We start from the raw sequence: 15,210 nt of genomic DNA on the forward strand, positions 1-15,210 counted from the left end.
GCAGGACGACGCGGCATTCCCCCGAATCACCACGTACGGCCGGCCGGCGCCGCAACCGGTCGCCGACGCCTTCAGCTTGCGGCATGCAGCAACCAAGGAGTGTCAGAAATGAAAAGGATCTGGAGTTCAATGCGAGTGGCGGTGTTGGCCATGGCCGCCTGCCTCGTGCCCGCCGCCGCTTCGGCGGCGCCACCGGAAGAGCTCATCATCATCAGCGGCTCGCTGTCCGACGTGGGCAACTACTACGCGGTCCACGGTTCGTTCGGCCCCCCGTTCGCTGACAACCGCAGCACCAACGGTCCCAACCTGGACGACTACTTCGCCGAGCTGCTGCATTTCGACAACAAGCCATCGATGCACCTGATCGGTCCGGTGCTCGGCAACAACTTCGCCGTTTTCCAGTCGCTCGCCCGTGGCCATGGACCTGAAGACCTGCCGGCGCAGATCCAGGCGTACCTCAACTCGCACGGCGGCCGCGCCAACCCGAAGGCGCTGCATCTGCTGCTGATCGGCGGCTCGGACGTCATCGACGCGCTGCTCAACCCGAACGACACGGCTTCGTCGCAGATCCTCGACCAGACCGTGGCCGGCATGGAAAACGCCCTGCGCACACTGGTCAACTCGGGTGCGAAGCGGATCTACGCGCCGAACTTCACCGACCTGGGCTACACGCCTTACGCGCTCAAGACCCATTCGGTCGCCCGCGCCACCCGCATCAGCCGCGAGTACAACCGCAAGTACGCGGCCATGCTCGACCGCTTCGAGCGCCGCCTGCACCTGCAGGGCCGGCACGACGTGGAGCTGATCCGCTGGGACTTCTTCGCCTATACCCACCGACTGTTCCGCCACATCGAAGACTTCGGCTTCACCAACTCGACCCAGTCGTGCATCGACCTGATCCCGAGCGGTGGCTGCCAGCTGGATCGATTCGTCTTCCTCTCGGACTTCTTCCCGACCTCGCGTACGCACCAGCTGTTTGCCACTGCGATGGCGCAGAACCTGATCGATCGTGACCGCTGCCGCGACAACAACGGCCGCTTCGACACCAAGGGCGTGTGCCGCAACCTGCTCACCGGCGCGGCGATGACTCCGTGAGCTCGACTTCGACTCTCTTCGATATACAGACACCGGAGATCCGCATGAGCAAGGCACAACGTGGGACGCGTCCGGCACGCATGGTCCTGGCGACCCTGGCCATCCTGGCCGCGACAGGCAGCGCCGCGCAGGAAGGGCAGGGCAGCACCCAGGCGCATGGCGCTGCCGCCCTTCACGGCGCCTATGGGTTCTCGCTGTCCCAGAGTTGCGTCCGTACGCCGTTCCAGGCACCGCCGGCTGCCGGCTTCGATCCGGCCACCAAGCAGTTGCTGGTCAATGGCGAGTTCGTCAGTGGCTTTGGCAGCGGCGTCCTGCGCTTCGGACGCGACGGCGTGGCGACTCTCGAGGACGGCCTGATCACCGAGATCACCTCCAGCCAGGTGGCGTCGGCGCAGACGCCGGTTTCGCCGGGAACGCGATTCGAATGCGTCGGCCGCCACAGCGTGTCGGTGGGCAACCGGGTCGCCGTCAAGCTCACCTGCGAGGCCGCGGCCCCGCCAGGCCTGCGCGTGGTGATCGATCCGGTCGAGTTCGAAGGCTTCGTCGGCGCCGGTCGGACCCTGAACCTCAATACCGTCAAGCGTGACCTGCATACCGTGACCGTCTACAGCGGCGCCACGGCGCTGCAGCAACGGCAGCGCGTGTGCCTGCAGAGCCTGACGCTCAACAAGCTGTAAGCAAAAGACCTGCGACGCTGCGGAACGTCCGCAGCGTCGCAGGATTCCATATGGATCCGTTGCCCAGGGCGCGAGCCCTGAGGTTTCGCACGCACGGGACGAATGAACGTGATCAAGTACCTGCTGGAACTCCATGCCCGGTCTGTCGTCAGGCACCGTTGGTGGATCCTCGTCCTGGGCCTGCTGGCCACCCTCGCGCTGGGCGCGCAGATCGGCAGCCTGCGCATCAACAACGATCCGGACCTGTGGGCACCGCAGAACCACGAGTTCACCCGCACGACCCGCGAACTGGAGCGCGTGTTCGGCGGCCGGAACTTCACCATCATCGGCCTCTACCCGACGTCCGGGGACGTCTATCAGCCGGGCATCCTGAAGAAGGTGCAGGCGATCCAGCAGGCGATCGAGGCGATGCCGCAGGCGGTGCGGCGAAATGTCGTCAGCCTCGGGGCGCGACGGGTCAAGGACATTTCGGCGACCAGCGAAGGCATGGCCGCGCGGGAGATGCTCGACCCCATCCCGACGACGCCGGCGGAATTCGCAGCGCTCCGGCAGGCCGTCGCCCGCAACCCGATCTACATCGACGCGTTGGTGTCATCGGATGGGCGCGCCGCGGCCATCGTGGCGGATTTCACAGTGGATGGCCGCGATGCCGCGTACGCGCCCCTGCATGAGCGAATCCAGGAAGTGCTGGCACCGCACCGCGACGCGACCGTCGAGATCGTGGTGGGTGGGCAGCCGGTCAATGCCGCGCACCTGGAGATGGCAATGCAGAAGATGCCGGTGTACTTCGGCATTGCATTCCTGATCATCCTGGCGGTCCAGTATTTCGCATTCCGAAGCGTCCAGGGCATGGTGCTGCCATTGGCGACCGGACTGCTGGCGGTGGTCTGGGGGCTGGGCACGATGGCGCTGGCCGGCGTGTCGATGGACGCACTGAACACGACCACGCCGATCCTCATCATGGCGGTGGCCACTGGCCACTCCGTGCAGATACTCAAACGCTATTACGAGGAGCTGGCCCTACGTGCACCCGGGGCCATCGACCTGCGCCAGGCCAGCCGCGAGGCCGTGGAGGCCTCCCTGCGACTGGTAGCGCCGGTCATGGCGATCGCCGGCTTGATCGCGGCTGCGGCCTTCTTCTCCCTGCTGGTCTCCGACGTGGAAATGATCCGCAACTTCGGCCTGTTTGCCGGGTGCGGCATCCTGGCGGCGATGGTGATCGAACTGACGATCATCCCGGCGCTGCGCGCAATCCTGCCGCCGAAGCTGCCGCCCGCACTGCGTCGCCAGGATGTCCTGGACCGCGGGCTGGCCCGGCTCGGAGTGTGGCTGACCGATCCGCGGCATGCCCGACGCGTGGTGGGGGCCTGCCTGGTAATGCTCGCCGTCGTCTCGCTCGGCGCCTTGCGCATCGAGGCCGACAGCAGCTTCAAGCAATACTTCCAGCCCGACAGCCCGGTGCGGCAGGCGGACGCCCGCTTGAACGCCAGTTTTGGCGGTACCGATTCAGTGGCGTTCCTGATCGAAGGGCCCACGCCCGACAGCATGAAGGATCCCCGCGTGCTGCTTGCGATGAGGCATCTGCAGGACTTCCTTGAGGCACAGCCGCATGTGGGCAAGACCCAGTCCGTCGCCGACCTGCTTGCGCGGATGAACCAGGCGATGCACGGCGATGATCCGTCCCGGAACAGCGTGCCCACCGCGCCCAACCTCGCCGCCCAGTACCTGTTGCTGTACTCGCTCTCCGGCGATCCCGAGGACTTTGACAACCTGGTCGACGCGTCCTATCAGCGTGCCGTGGTGTGGGCGTACCTGAAGACCGACAGCACCACCTACGCGCTGGACCTGTACCAGCGCAGCCTGCCCCTGATCGCCCGGGAGTTCCCGCCCGGTTTCAATGTGCGGCTCGGCGGAAGCCTGCCGCAGACCGTGGCGTCGAACGAATCGCTGGTCGCGACCAAGACCTCGAACATCCTTCAGATCGCGTTGATCGTGTTCGTCCTGTCGAGCCTGGCCTTGCGCTCGCTGGTGGGCGGGCTGCTGGTCGTCGTGCCGCTGGCCGCCATCGTGCTGATGAACCTGGGCCTGATGGGATGGCTGGGCGTGCCGCTGGACATGGGTACCGCCTCCATCACTGCCATGGTCACCGGCATCGGCGCCGACTACGAGATCTACATGCTCTACAGGCTGCGCGAGGAATACCGGCGCCACGCGGACCTGGACGGCGCACTGCAGAGGTCGCTGGCGACGTCAGGCAAGGCCGTGCTGCTGGTGGCCATCTCCATTGCCGGAGGCTATGCGGCGCTGCTGATCTCGGACTTCGAGTTCTACCCCCGGTTGGGCTCGACCATGATGATCACCATGGGCGCGAGTGCCGTGCTGTCGCTGCTTTTCCTGCGGGCCATGGTGGCGCTGATCCGCCCGCGCTTCATCACCGGCGTCACCGTTCCGGTCGGCGCCCTTCCAGTTTCCACGTCCTGAGGACCGCGGCATGAACTTTCGCCTTTCTTCACTCCCGTTCGCCCTCGTGCTGGCCTTGTTCGCCACGTCGGCCCACGCCCTCGATGCGTCCCAGATCATGGAGCGCAACTTCGCGGCGACCAAGGTCAGCGGTTTCACCGGCGAGGTCACCCTCAGCCTGGTGAACGCCCGCGATGAGAAGCGCGTGCGCCGGATGTCGGTGCGGTCGCGCCTGCGCGAAAACGGGATCGACTCCGCCGTGCTGACCCGCTTCGGCCAGCCCGCCGACATCAGGGGCACCGGTTTCCTGCAGATCGAGAACGGCGCGGCGGACGACGACATCTGGGTCTACCTCCCGGCGCTGGGCAAGACGCGCCGCCTGGCTTCCAACAACAAGCGCGACAGCTTCTTCGGCACCGATTTCGCCTACGGCGACATCCTCCTGCCGGCCGTCGACGAATACGAGCACAAGCTGCTGCGCGAAGAGGCCGTCGATGGGGCCGATTGCCACGTCATCGAATCGCGTCCCCGGGAGGCCAGGACGCGCGACGACACCGGCTATAGCCGCAAGATCAGCTGGGTTGACTCCCGCACGTTCGTCGAGCGGAAGGTCGAGTATTACGACACGCGGGACAAGCTGCTGAAGACCCAGCTGACGTTCGACGTGAAGCCCGAAGAACCCGGCCGGTTCATGCCCATGCGCCGGCAGATGACCAATCACCAGACCGGGCACCGGACGCTCTACCAGTTCGACCGCTTCGCCGTGGAAAAGGCGCTCAAGGAGTCGGACTTCAGCGTGCGCCGGCTCGAATCGAACTGACCGCGATGCGGGCTTCGGCCATGAGATTGATGGCGCCGCTCGGCATCGTTGCGGCGCTGGCTTCTCCAGCAGCGGCCTTCGCGGCGGATCTCTCCGGTTCGCTGCGGCTGTCGTACTTCTCTTCCTCGAGGGACCTAGATGACGTCCGTGGGGTCCAGGCACTGACGGGCGAGATCGAATGGAAGCAGGACATCGGCCCGGCGCATCGGCTGGAAGTGAAGGGTCGCTCGACGCTGTTCGGGCATGGCAGCCTGGCGCGTACCCGCACGCACTGGAGTTCGGCGCTCTGGCACGCACGGTTCGAGCATGCGGACCTGCGGTTGGGCCAGCAGAAGATCCGCTGGGGCAAGGCCGACGGCATCAACCCGACGGACTTCTTCACGCCGGTCGACTACACCACCGTGCTGCCGCTGGAGGACGACCGCTATCTGTCCGTGCCAGCCGCCCGGTTGGACCTGCATCTGTCCGACGTGGACTCGCTGTCGATGGTGGTTGGCGACGGTTTCACCCCCTCACGCATTCCCTGGCCGAGGCCTTCACCGGTCACCGTCCGGGACGACGAGCCGGACGCCGGCCAGCTCGGCGCCCGGTGGACCCACACCGGCGAGCGCCAGGACTGGTCACTGTCGGCGTTCCGCGGTCATTCGACGCTCCCGTTGCTGCACGCGCAGGAACCAGGGTCGCCCGGCGAAACGGATCCGGACTTCGTCCGCCACTACGCCCGCGTGCAGGGCTTTGGCGTCGATCTGGCGCGCAGTGTGGGCGCTTTCGGGTTCCGTGCCGAACTGGCGTATGTCGTGCCCCGCGGTTACAACGCCAGGCAGTCAATCCGGTCCAACTGGCACCTGGTGGCGGGGGTCGATCGATCCTTCCCTGCGTGGAATTTCAACGTCCAGGCCGTGGTGCGGCACACGCCGGACTTCGAGCCCATCGACGGAAACCTCCCGGACGCCGTGCGCTTTGCCGCCCTGCAGAACGGGTTGATCCACGGCCAGCAGGCGCGCTGGGTGCATGGCATGACCGCGCGGGTGGCGGCGGACTGGCGTAACGACACCCTGCAGACCGAACTGCTCGCCGTCGCCCAGTTCTCGCCGGACAACTACCTGCTGCGGCCGCTGGTGACCTACGCATGGTCGGACCGCGTCAAGCTCCGGGCGGGCGCGGAATACTACCGAGGGCCGGCCGACACCTACTTCGGCGCGTTGGAGCGCAACCGCACCGCGTTCGTGGAGTGGCAGCTGTTCTATTGACGCCGTCGCACCGGGTGACCACGCAGGAAGACCTGCGCCTCCAGGCCGCCACCCGGACGATTGGTCAAGGTGAGCATGCCACCCAGGGCATTGGTGAGCTGCTGCGCGATCGCGAGCCCCAGGCCGGAACCGCCGGTCTCGCGATTGCGGGACCCTTCGATCCGGTAGAACGGCTGCAGTACGGCCTGCATCTCGCTGGGCGGAATGCCGGGTCCGCGGTCCAGGACCCGGATGACCACGCCGCCCGCGGCCGACCGCGCCTCCACTTCTGCGTCCAGGCCAAACTTCAGGGCGTTGTCGATGAGGTTCACCACGATGCGGCGCAAGGCATTGGGGCGGGTGGTGAAAGGCGCCTGGATGCTTCCTGACAGGCGAACGGGCCGGCCTGCGCTCGTGTAGTCGTGCACCAGGCTGTCGAGAAGCGCGTCGAGATCGATGCGGCAGGCCGCCTCGGTGATCCCTTGGCCGTCGCGCGCATAGGCGATGCCGTCCTGGACCAGGACCTGCATGGCGTTGAGGTCGCCGTGGAGCTTGTCGCGCAGTTCCGCATCGTCGAGCAGGTCGGCACGCAGACGCATCCGCGTGATCGGCGTCTGCAGGTCGTGCGAGATCGCCGCGAGGATCTGCATGCGCTCCTTGAGGTGGTCCACGATGCGCCGCTGCATCGAATTGAAGGCGCGTGCGGCGCGCACGACTTCCAGCGAGCCGGTTTCCGACAAGGCGGGGCCGGTGAGGTCGGGGCCCAGCGTATCGGCCGCCTCGGCCAGGCGTGTCAGGGGCCGTGTCACCCAGCGCACCGCGATCCATCCGCACACCGCCAGCAGCAGCAGTTGCATCACCAGGGCCGTCACCATCCACGGCGACAGCGGCACGGGTTGCAGTGAGAATTCCAGCGTGAGCGGCGCGCCGTCGCTCAGCCGCGTCTGCAGCAGCAGGCGACTGGTGTCACCACCGGACTGCGTGGCCTGGACCTGGTAGTCCGCACCCAGCGCCTGGGTGATGGTGTTGGCGATCTGCCGCGCCACTCCCGACCTGATCGCACCGCCCGGGGCCACCGCGCCCAGCGTGTAGCGGTAATTGCGGCGATCCAGGCGTTGCAGCCATTGCGGCCGCGCCTGCGCGGGCTGCTGCTCGAGGATCGCCACGGAACTGGCCACGTCCTTGCCGACGTAGCGGATCATCATGCCCAGCGAGCTCTGGGTCCGCTCGTAGAAGACCAGTCCGAAAGACACGATCTGCGCCACCACCAGGCCGGAGATCAGGATGAGCATCAGGCGGCCGAACAGCGACCGCGGCAGGAGCCGGAATCCTCCCCGACTCGTTCGCACGCTGGCGTTGGGAGCGTGCAGGGGATTGGCCTTCAGCGTGGTGGCACTCATGTCCGCACCTCCACCGATTCGGCGAATACATACCCCTCGTTGCGGACCGTCTTGATGTAGCGCGGTTCCCGCGCATCCTCCTGCAGGCGCTGGCGCAAGCGGCTCACCAGCAGGTCGATGGAGCGGCAGTACGTGTCCGAATCGCGTCCCTGGGTCAGGTTGGCCAGTTGCTCACGGTTGAGCACCCGGTGCGGGTGGTCGAGGAACACGCGGAGCAGCCGGTATTCGGCGCCGCTGAGCGAGACCAGCGTGCCGCTGGGATCGAGCAGGTGGCGTGCCCCGATGTTGAACAGCCAGTCACCGAAGGCCAGTTCGTGCGCCGGCTCGGTGTTGTTGAGGTTGGGCGGCAGCATCCGCGTGCGTCGTAGTACGGCGCGGATTCTCGCCAAGAGTTCGCGTGCCGCAAATGGCTTGGTGAGGTAATCGTCCGCGCCCATCTCCAGCCCCAGCACGCGTTCGGTCTCCTCGTTGCGTGCGGTCAGCATCAGGATGGGGGTGGCCTTGGCGGCATTGGCGCGCAGGTGGCGGCACAGCGCCAGGCCGTCCTCGCCGGGCAGCATCAGGTCGAGCACGATCAGGTCGATGCGGTTCAGGCCCAGCACCGAGCGCATCTGGCGTCCGTCCGGAACGGTCGTGACGCGATAGCCGTTGCGCTCGAGGTATTTGGTCAACAACTCGCAGATGTCGCGGTCGTCGTCAACGATGAGGATGTGGTCCGTCTGCTCCATGCGCTTGCTCCCTTGATTCCATTCCATGCCACCCAGCGGGAAGCCGGAGCCTCCACACCATCCATTGTGGACCCTGCGATCGGCTTTTTTGTATCGCCATGTATCCGTGGCGGCGCTGGATACACAACGGTGCAGAGGCGCGAATCGGCTCGCCTATGATCCGCCCATCTTCCCTGGCAGGACATGGAGCACGTCATGAAACGAGCCAAAAAGGCGGTCATATCCGCGCTGGCCATCGGGTTGTCGGTGGGAGCGGTGTGGGCTGCGGTGTCATCAAGGCCCTCGCCGGGCGTCGATCCCCGGGCTGCGCTGGGCCGCTGGCTGACCGAGAGCGGCAATCTCGAGATCGAGATCGCGCCCTGTGGCCCATCCCTGTGCGGGACGGTGGTGGCGGTCCGCTCGAACCGGTCCATGGGCGCGCCGGACAAGGAAATGAAGCCAGTCGACACGCGGTCCCCGATGGGCATGAAGATCCTCCACGGCTTCGTCCCCACCGCTGACGGGGCCTGGGACGGACGCATCTACAACCGCGAGAACGGCCGGACGTATGATTGCCTGATCACGCCCATGGCACCGGACCGGCTGAGCGTCCGCGGCTACAAGTTCCTCCCGCTGCTGGGCAAGAGCCAGGTGTGGACCCGGCTGGCGGCCGTTCCTCCCCCTACGGGAGCGCCATGATGACCGTGAACTTCTCGCTTCGGACCGTCACGCGCGTCCTGTTGGCGATGGGACTGGTCGTGATCGTCGGGCTTTGCGGCTGCGTGCGAAGTTCCTCGGCGCATGCCTACGGCCCCGCACCCGAATTCATCGGGATCGAGGGGTGGATCAACTCACCGCCACTGTCGATCGAGGGGCTGCGCGGCAAGGTGGTGCTGGTCGAGTTCTGGACGCACCGCTGCATCAATTGTCTGCACGTGCTCCCGCATACCGTCCAGTGGCATGAGCGTTACAAGGATCGCGGTCTGGTCGTGGTGGGTATCCACACGCCCGAGACGGAAGAAGAAGGACAGGTGCCGGCCCTGCAGGCGACGATGCGCGAACTGGGCGTCACTTTCCCGGTGGCGCTGGACAACCGGTACGCCACCTGGGATGCGTACCGCAACCAGTTCTGGCCCGCCTATTTCCTGATCAACCGGGAAGGCGAGATCGTGCGCAAGCACGTGGGCGAGGGCGACTACGGGGAAACCGAAGCGGCCATCGTCGCATTGCTTGAAGGATGACGTGGCTGGAACGCCTTGGCCTGCCGCTGCCAGCGATGCCTGCGGACCGGGCGCGCGTGTCGAAGCAGGCCGCAGCGGCGGGTGCGAACGCGTCGGCGACTGCGGCCACGAGGGCGATGCGACACACGCTGGCCGCTACGCGACCTGGCACCCCAGCGCCAGCAGTACGCCGCGCATCACCGGCACGTGCAGCAGCCAGGGCGCCGCGACCGTCAACACGCCGCAGATCATCAGGACCGAAGCGAACGCCATTCGCCAGCTGCCACGCTGCAGGCGCTGTCCCAGTCGCGCGCCCGCCCAGGTCAGAGGCAGCATGACCGGCAGCGTTCCCAGGCCGAAGGCGAGCATCGTCAACCCTCCCGCCGGTGCACTGGCCTGAAGCCAGGCGGCGGCCAGCAGCGTCGTGCTCAGCCCGCAGGGCATCCAGCCCCACAGCATGCCCAGTGCCATGCGCTTGCCCGGCGTGTTGGCCGGGAGCAGGCGGCGCTGCAACGGCCGCAGCCATTGCCACAACCGGCTGCCCGGCATCCGCAGGAAAGCCAGTCGCCCCTCGCGATCCAGAAGCCGCAGCGCCGCGAGCACCAGGACGGCGCCTACGGCGGCGCGTAGCCCCATCCCAAGCGCCGGAATGCGGGCCAAGCCCAGCAGCGTGTGGCCCAGCCCACCGGCGATCGCGCCCGCGGCCGCGTATCCCAGCACGCGCCCCAGATTGGGCTGCAAGGCCACCCACCACCCGCCGCGCTGCTCCAGGGACAGGCTGGTCGCGATTCCTCCGCACATGGCCGCGCAGTGCGCCCCGCCCAGCAAACCGGTCAGCAGCGCCCCGCCAATGACCAGCCAGTCAATCGACATGGCTGCCACCCTGTGCGTGCGGGGCCTGGGAGGTCGCTGCTGGCGGATGTGCGCTCGGATCTTCGACCAGGATGTCCAGCGCCGGCGTATCCAGATCGTCGAACTGGCCGCGGCGGACCGCCCAGGCGAAGGCCCAGATGGCAACAGCGAGCAGCAGCAGGCTCAAGGGGATCAGCAGCAGCAGGATGCTCATGCCGGGCCTCCGCGGGACAGTCGCAGGGCGTTGAGCGTGACCGTGAGCGACGACAGCGCCATACCCAGCGCAGCCAACCACGGCGTCACCAACCCCATGGCCGCCAGCGGCAAGGCGACCACGTTGTAGGCGATGGCCCAGGCGAAGTTCTGGCGGATGATCCGGCGCGTGCGACGTGCCAGATCGATCGCCGCCGGTATGCGCGCCAGTGCCGGCACGCTGAGCACGAAGTCCGCGGCCTGGTGGGCGAGGGGTGCACCTTCGCCGATGGCGAAGGACACGTCGGCGCCAGCAAGCACGGGCGCATCGTTCAGGCCGTCGCCGACCATCGCCACCACGCGCCCGGCGTGCTGCAGGCCCCGGACCTGATCGAGCTTGGCCTCCGGTGTCTGCCGCGAGTGGGCGCTGTCCAGCCCCAGCGCGGCCGCGAACCGCGCGACCGCCGTCGCGGCGTCGCCGCTGCACAGGTGCAGGGCCAACCCCTGGGCGCGCAGTTGCCCGATGGCCTGGGCGGCGTCGGCGCGCTCGCGTTCGGTGATGAGGAAGCGCGCGACGCGCCGGCTGCCCTCAGCCAGCCAGATCGCCCCATCGTCGTCGCCCCCGCCGGCAAACGCCGACGTTCCCAGGCGCCAGCGCCGGCCTTCAACGATGCCTTCGATGCCGCGACCGGCGACGGCCACGACGCCAGCGGCGGTCAGGGCTTTCGACCACGGCGCCGAGTGCGACGACAGCGTCGATCGGCAGGCCTGCGTGAAGGCTGCAGCGAGCGCGTGTCCGCTATCGCGCTCCAGTGCGGCGGCGATGCGGATCGCCCGCACGCGATCGAAACCGTCGAAGGTCTCGACCTCGCCCAACGATGGACTGCCATCGCTCAGCGTGCCGGTCTTGTCGAACACCACGTCGGTGGCTGCGGCGAGCCGCTCCAGCGCCTGGGCCTGCACCGGCAGCACGCCGATCCGCGCCAGCGCGCCATGCGCGGCGGCGAGGGCGGCGGGCACCGAGAGCGACAGTGCGCAGGGGCAGCTGATGACCAGCAGGGCGAGCGCGACCTCGAACGCCCGCGCGGGCTGGTACTGGAGCCACGCCAGGTATACGGGCGCGGTGGCCAACAACAACGCCACGACGAAGGCGGCCGCGATGCGGTCGGCCTTCCGGGCCACTGCCGGCCGGTGTTCCTGGGCGCGTTCCACCAGGCTGGCCAGTTGCGACAGGCGCGTGCCGCCCCCGGTGGCGGTGATGCGGATCCGGGCCGCCTGTTCGCGGCAGACGCTGCCAGCGAAAACCGGGGCGCCGGCACGCTTGCGCACGGGAAGCGGTTCGCCGGTGAGCAGCGATTCCTCGAAACTGGCCTCGTCGCTGAGCAGGTCGCCATCGGCAGGGACGGCTTCGCCGGCCGCCACGCGGGTGATCTCGCCCGTACGCAACGCACTCACGGGCACCATCTCGGAATCGCCGTCGGCGTTCTCGCGCGTGGCGAAGGCCGGCCGGGCCCGGGCGAGGGCGTCGACCTGGGCCGACGCCCGGCTGCGCACGCGCTGTTCAAGCATCCTCGCCGCCAACAGCAGGAACACGAACATCACCGCGGCATCGAACCAGACATGTGCGCCGCCGCGCACCGTCTCGACGACGCTTGCGCCGTAGGCCAGCAGGGTCGAGGTCGCAATCAGCGTATCCATGCCCAGTCGCCGGTGCCGCACTTCACGCCAGCAGCCGGCCAGGAAGGGCCAGCCGGCATAGAACACGACCGGAGTGGCGACCAGGAAGGTCACCCACCGCAGGAAGTCGCGCATCGGCATCGACATGGAGCCGGTGGTGTCCAGATAGGACGCTTCGGCGAACATCATCGCCTGCATCGCGCCCAGTCCGGCCACGCCCAGCCGCAACAGCCAGCGTCCGCGTTCGTCGCGCCGTGCACGTTCGCGGGCCTCGCCCGTGGCCAGCCAGGGCCGATAGCCCAATGCCGCCAGTCGTGCGAGTGGTCGGGACAAGGGCGTGACTGCAGGGTCCCAGGCAATGCGGACGCGCCCGGTGACCGCATTGGCGGTGACTTCGAGCACGCCGGGTTCACGGGTCAGCGCACGATCGACCAGCCATGCACATGCGGCGCAGCGCATGCCGTCGGTGAGCAGGGTCAGCTCGCGTCCGCCCCGGATGTTGCGTGCATGCTCGGCCAGCACTTCCTCGCGGTCCCACAGGGTGAGATCTGCGGCGGCCAGCGCGGCGGCATCGGGGGCGACGCGACCCGCCGGCGCGCTGCGCAGCCGGTAGTAGTCCTGCAGGTGCGCATCGCGGATCCAATGGGCGGCGGCGGCGCACCCGTCGCAGCAGAACGCCTGTTCGACCCCGTCCATCTGCAGTCGTGCGGGGCTGGGTGGCAGCGCCTCGCCGCAGTGGTAACACCCGCCGCGGGTCGCGGGAGCCGGCTCGACCTGCAGGAATTCCGCGACGACGGCCATGGCGCTACTCGGGAAGCGCCGGTCGCAGGTAGGCGGCCTGCTGCCCCGACCGCCAACGGCCCTGCAGGCGCCAACGGCCTGCAGTGGAACCGAGCTCAGCGTTCCAGTCGTGTGTCAGGTCCAGGCCGCCAGGCGCCAGCCAGCCATCCTCTGAAGGTGCCAGCAAGAAGCGCCGGTCTTCACCGGCGTGCGTGGGATGGTGGAGCGCCAGCGACAGCGGTCTGCCACGATCGAATGCGCCCTCGACGGGCAGCACTTCGATCGCGTCCTTGCCGATGCGCACCACGGCACTGAGCCGCAACTGCCGTGCCCGGTCATCCGGGCCCAGGTCCGTGTCCTGCACCTGCGCCGTGCGCCGCACGGTGTCGGCGACCGCATCGACGTTGCCGGACGATCGCCAGGCGACGGCCAGCAGGCCGGTGGTTGCGACGACCGCCAGCAACGGGATGGTGGCGACCAGCCACACCATCGGCTCGCGCCAGGCGGATCGCGCCGGTTCATTCTGCTGGTGGAGGTGGTCTTGACGGTTCATATCACATGGGTCCGAAGAAGCTGCTCTCGACGGTGGCCTGGGCAGTACCGTCGGTGGCGCGGATGTCGAACTGCAGCTCGCGTCGCCCGCCCGTGCCGGCGGGGGCGTGAACCGTCAGTGGCACGGCGACGACTTCGCCGCCCGCCACTTCCACCGGCGCCAGCGGCTGCAGTTGCAGTTCGCCGGCCCCGGCATGCAGCGTCACTGTGTAGCGCTGGGCGCGCTCGGTCTTGTTGACGAGCTTGAGCGTGTAGCCATTCTCGATGCCGTCCGCGCTCTCACGATAGAGCGCGTTGCGGTCGCGCAGGATCTCGGCGATCACCGGCGTGCGCGTGCCCACTCCCCAGGCGAAGCCCCCCAGCAGCACCAGCAGCAACGCGCCGTACACGAAGATCCGTGGGCGCAGGACACGGGTGGGGCGGCCGTCGATGGCATTCTGCGTCGTGTAGCGGATCAGGCCCTTGGGATAACCCATCCTCGCCATGACATCGTCGCAGGCGTCAACGCAGGCGCCACAGGCGATGCACTCGTACTGCAGGCCATTGCGGATGTCGATGCCGACCGGGCAGACCTGCACGCAGATGGTGCAGTCGATGCAGTCGCCCAGTTCCTCCGGCGCGAACTTCGGCAGCGGGGCGGCTTCCGCTGCGTCGAAGGTGATCGTGCCGCCGGCCTTCATCCGGTTGTCCGCGGCGGTCGGATGCCGATCCGCCCGGAACACGTAGTCGTAGGCGATGAGCTTGTCGAGCAGGCCACGGCCACGCTCCAGCACGCTGCCGAGCCCCCGCCGGCGCGGGCCGCGCGGTTCACCGCGCATGGGGTCGTAGGCGATCAACAGGGTGTTGCGGTCGAACATCGCGCTCTGGAAGCGCGCATAGGGGCACATGTACTTGCACACCTGCTCGCGCAGGAAGCCGGCGTTGCCCCAGGTGGCCAGTGCGTAGAACAACACCCAGAACGACTCCCAGCCGCTCCACGCGAAGGGCACCAGACGCGACCCCAGGTCCGTGATGGGCGTGAAGAAGCCCACGAAAGTGAAACCCGTCCACAGCGCGAACACCGCCCACAGCAGGTGCTTGCTGCCCTTGCGCAGGACCTTGTTGCGCGACCACGGGGCGGCGTCGAGCTTGATGCGTGCGCCGCGGTCGCCCTCGGTCCAGCGCTCCATCCAGAGGAACACTTCCGTCCACACGGTCTGCGGACAGGCGTAGCCGCACCACAGGCGACCGGCCAGCGCGGTGAAGAAGAACAGCGCGACGCCGGCGATGATCAGCAGCAGCGCCAGCAGCACGAAATCCTGCGGCCAGAAGGTCAGGCCGAACACGTGGAACTTGCGCGCGGGCAGGTCGAACAGCACGGCCTGGCGCCCGTCCCAGCGCAGCCACGGGAAGGCGTAGAACATGCCCAGCAGCCAGACCACGGCTACCTTGCGCCCGGTATCGAAGCGTCCCTTCACATCGCGCGGATAGATCTTGCGTTCGCTGACGTAGAACGATGTCTCCGCGTCCGCCAGGGCAATGTCGATGGTCTTGTTCAAGGCCATTGCAG

Annotated in this window: 14 protein-coding genes; 7 read left to right on the plus strand and 7 right to left on the minus strand. The window is 67.8% G+C overall.

The features are described 5' to 3' along the window. The first annotated feature begins 150 nt into the window (after window positions 1-150). The 5 genes from I8J32_RS12920 (at window position 151) to I8J32_RS12940 (ending at window position 6,302) form a co-directional block, all read left to right on the plus strand. Window positions 151-1,095: an SGNH/GDSL hydrolase family protein gene (locus I8J32_RS12920; protein WP_200612851.1), complete on the plus strand. Its 945-nt coding sequence runs from the start codon at window positions 151-153 to the stop codon at window positions 1,093-1,095. 44 nt (window positions 1,096-1,139) lie between these two features. Next, window positions 1,140-1,772 carry a hypothetical protein gene (locus tag I8J32_RS12925; RefSeq protein WP_200612855.1) on the plus strand — a complete coding sequence of 211 codons (633 nt, stop codon included), beginning with the start codon at window positions 1,140-1,142 and terminating at the stop codon, window positions 1,770-1,772. Window positions 1,773-1,874: 102 nt separating this feature from the next. Continuing rightward, window positions 1,875-4,253 (plus strand): efflux RND transporter permease subunit, encoded by a 2,379-nt coding sequence (locus tag I8J32_RS12930; protein ID WP_200612858.1) that lies wholly within the window; start codon window positions 1,875-1,877, stop codon window positions 4,251-4,253. Between the two features lie 10 nt (window positions 4,254-4,263). Continuing rightward, window positions 4,264-5,052 carry an outer membrane lipoprotein-sorting protein gene (locus tag I8J32_RS12935; RefSeq protein ID WP_200612861.1) on the plus strand — a complete coding sequence of 263 codons (789 nt, stop codon included), beginning with the start codon at window positions 4,264-4,266 and terminating at the stop codon, window positions 5,050-5,052. A gap of 20 nt (window positions 5,053-5,072) precedes the next feature. Then, window positions 5,073-6,302: a DUF1302 family protein gene (locus I8J32_RS12940; RefSeq protein ID WP_200612864.1), complete on the plus strand. Its 1,230-nt coding sequence runs from the start codon at window positions 5,073-5,075 to the stop codon at window positions 6,300-6,302. On the opposite strand, the gene I8J32_RS12945 is transcribed toward I8J32_RS12940, so the two are convergent. Then, a complete protein-coding gene (locus I8J32_RS12945) occupies window positions 6,296-7,681 on the minus strand; it encodes an ATP-binding protein (RefSeq protein ID WP_200612867.1) in 1,386 nt (461 codons plus the stop codon). The genes I8J32_RS12940 and I8J32_RS12945 overlap by 7 nt on opposite strands. Further along, window positions 7,678-8,409 carry a response regulator gene (locus tag I8J32_RS12950; RefSeq protein WP_200612870.1) on the minus strand — a complete coding sequence of 244 codons (732 nt, stop codon included), beginning with the start codon at window positions 8,407-8,409 and terminating at the stop codon, window positions 7,678-7,680. Before I8J32_RS12950 ends, I8J32_RS12945 begins: the two co-directional genes overlap by 4 nt. 195 nt (window positions 8,410-8,604) lie before the next feature. On the opposite strand from I8J32_RS12950, the gene I8J32_RS12955 reads away from it, so the two are divergent. Together I8J32_RS12955 and I8J32_RS12960 are read left to right on the plus strand one after the other, a co-directional pair. Further along, window positions 8,605-9,087 (plus strand): DUF2147 domain-containing protein, encoded by a 483-nt coding sequence (locus I8J32_RS12955; protein ID WP_200612874.1) that lies wholly within the window; start codon window positions 8,605-8,607, stop codon window positions 9,085-9,087. Continuing rightward, window positions 9,087-9,629 (plus strand): redoxin domain-containing protein, encoded by a 543-nt coding sequence (locus I8J32_RS12960; RefSeq protein WP_200612877.1) that lies wholly within the window; start codon window positions 9,087-9,089, stop codon window positions 9,627-9,629. Before I8J32_RS12955 ends, I8J32_RS12960 begins: the two co-directional genes overlap by 1 nt. Window positions 9,630-9,764: 135 nt before the next feature. On the opposite strand, the gene I8J32_RS12965 is transcribed toward I8J32_RS12960, so the two are convergent. Genes I8J32_RS12965 through I8J32_RS12985 form a run of 5 tightly spaced genes read right to left on the minus strand, consistent with a single transcriptional unit; the run spans window position 9,765 to window position 15,205 of the window. Next, window positions 9,765-10,481 (minus strand): sulfite exporter TauE/SafE family protein, encoded by a 717-nt coding sequence (locus I8J32_RS12965; RefSeq protein ID WP_200612879.1) that lies wholly within the window; start codon window positions 10,479-10,481, stop codon window positions 9,765-9,767. Beyond that, a complete protein-coding gene (gene ccoS, locus I8J32_RS12970) occupies window positions 10,471-10,674 on the minus strand; it encodes a cbb3-type cytochrome oxidase assembly protein CcoS (RefSeq protein WP_200612882.1) in 204 nt (67 codons plus the stop codon). Before ccoS ends, I8J32_RS12965 begins: the two co-directional genes overlap by 11 nt. After that, on the minus strand, window positions 10,671-13,130 hold the full coding sequence (locus I8J32_RS12975; protein ID WP_200612885.1) for a heavy metal translocating P-type ATPase: 2,460 nt from the start codon (window positions 13,128-13,130) through the stop codon (window positions 10,671-10,673). Before I8J32_RS12975 ends, ccoS begins: the two co-directional genes overlap by 4 nt. 4 nt (window positions 13,131-13,134) lie before the next feature. Continuing rightward, a complete protein-coding gene (locus I8J32_RS12980; RefSeq protein ID WP_200612888.1) occupies window positions 13,135-13,662 on the minus strand; it encodes a FixH family protein in 528 nt (175 codons plus the stop codon). 1 nt (window position 13,663) lies between these two features. Then, window positions 13,664-15,205 carry a 4Fe-4S dicluster domain-containing protein gene (locus I8J32_RS12985; protein ID WP_200612891.1) on the minus strand — a complete coding sequence of 514 codons (1,542 nt, stop codon included), beginning with the start codon at window positions 15,203-15,205 and terminating at the stop codon, window positions 13,664-13,666. Window positions 15,206-15,210: the final 5 nt, after the last annotated feature.

The sequence above is a fragment of the Lysobacter solisilvae genome (assembly GCF_016613535.2).
Taxonomy (GTDB): Bacteria; Pseudomonadota; Gammaproteobacteria; order Xanthomonadales; family Xanthomonadaceae; genus Agrilutibacter; species Agrilutibacter solisilvae.

Bases quoted from the DNA above. Each gene is read 5' to 3' on its own strand.
- I8J32_RS12930 (WP_200612858.1), top strand. From the start codon at position 1,875: ATGAACGTGATCAAGTACCTGCTGGAACTCCATGCCCGGTCTGTCGTC.
- I8J32_RS12925 (WP_200612855.1), top strand. From the start codon at position 1,140: ATGAGCAAGGCACAACGTGGGACGCGTCCGGCACGCATGGTCCTGGCG.
- I8J32_RS12980 (WP_200612888.1), bottom strand. From the start codon at position 13,662: ATGAACCGTCAAGACCACCTCCACCAGCAGAATGAACCGGCGCGATCC.
- I8J32_RS12935 (WP_200612861.1), top strand. From the start codon at position 4,264: ATGAACTTTCGCCTTTCTTCACTCCCGTTCGCCCTCGTGCTGGCCTTG.
- I8J32_RS12945 (WP_200612867.1), bottom strand. From the start codon at position 7,681: ATGAGTGCCACCACGCTGAAGGCCAATCCCCTGCACGCTCCCAACGCC.
- I8J32_RS12955 (WP_200612874.1), top strand. From the start codon at position 8,605: ATGAAACGAGCCAAAAAGGCGGTCATATCCGCGCTGGCCATCGGGTTG.
- I8J32_RS12950 (WP_200612870.1), bottom strand. From the start codon at position 8,409: ATGGAGCAGACGGACCACATCCTCATCGTTGACGACGACCGCGACATC.
- I8J32_RS12960 (WP_200612877.1), top strand. From the start codon at position 9,087: ATGACCGTGAACTTCTCGCTTCGGACCGTCACGCGCGTCCTGTTGGCG.
- ccoS (WP_200612882.1), bottom strand. From the start codon at position 10,674: ATGAGCATCCTGCTGCTGCTGATCCCCTTGAGCCTGCTGCTGCTCGCT.
- I8J32_RS12975 (WP_200612885.1), bottom strand. From the start codon at position 13,130: ATGGCCGTCGTCGCGGAATTCCTGCAGGTCGAGCCGGCTCCCGCGACC.
- I8J32_RS12965 (WP_200612879.1), bottom strand. From the start codon at position 10,481: ATGTCGATTGACTGGCTGGTCATTGGCGGGGCGCTGCTGACCGGTTTG.
- I8J32_RS12940 (WP_200612864.1), top strand. From the start codon at position 5,073: ATGAGATTGATGGCGCCGCTCGGCATCGTTGCGGCGCTGGCTTCTCCA.
- I8J32_RS12920 (WP_200612851.1), top strand. From the start codon at position 151: ATGGCCGCCTGCCTCGTGCCCGCCGCCGCTTCGGCGGCGCCACCGGAA.
- I8J32_RS12985 (WP_200612891.1), bottom strand. From the start codon at position 15,205: ATGGCCTTGAACAAGACCATCGACATTGCCCTGGCGGACGCGGAGACA.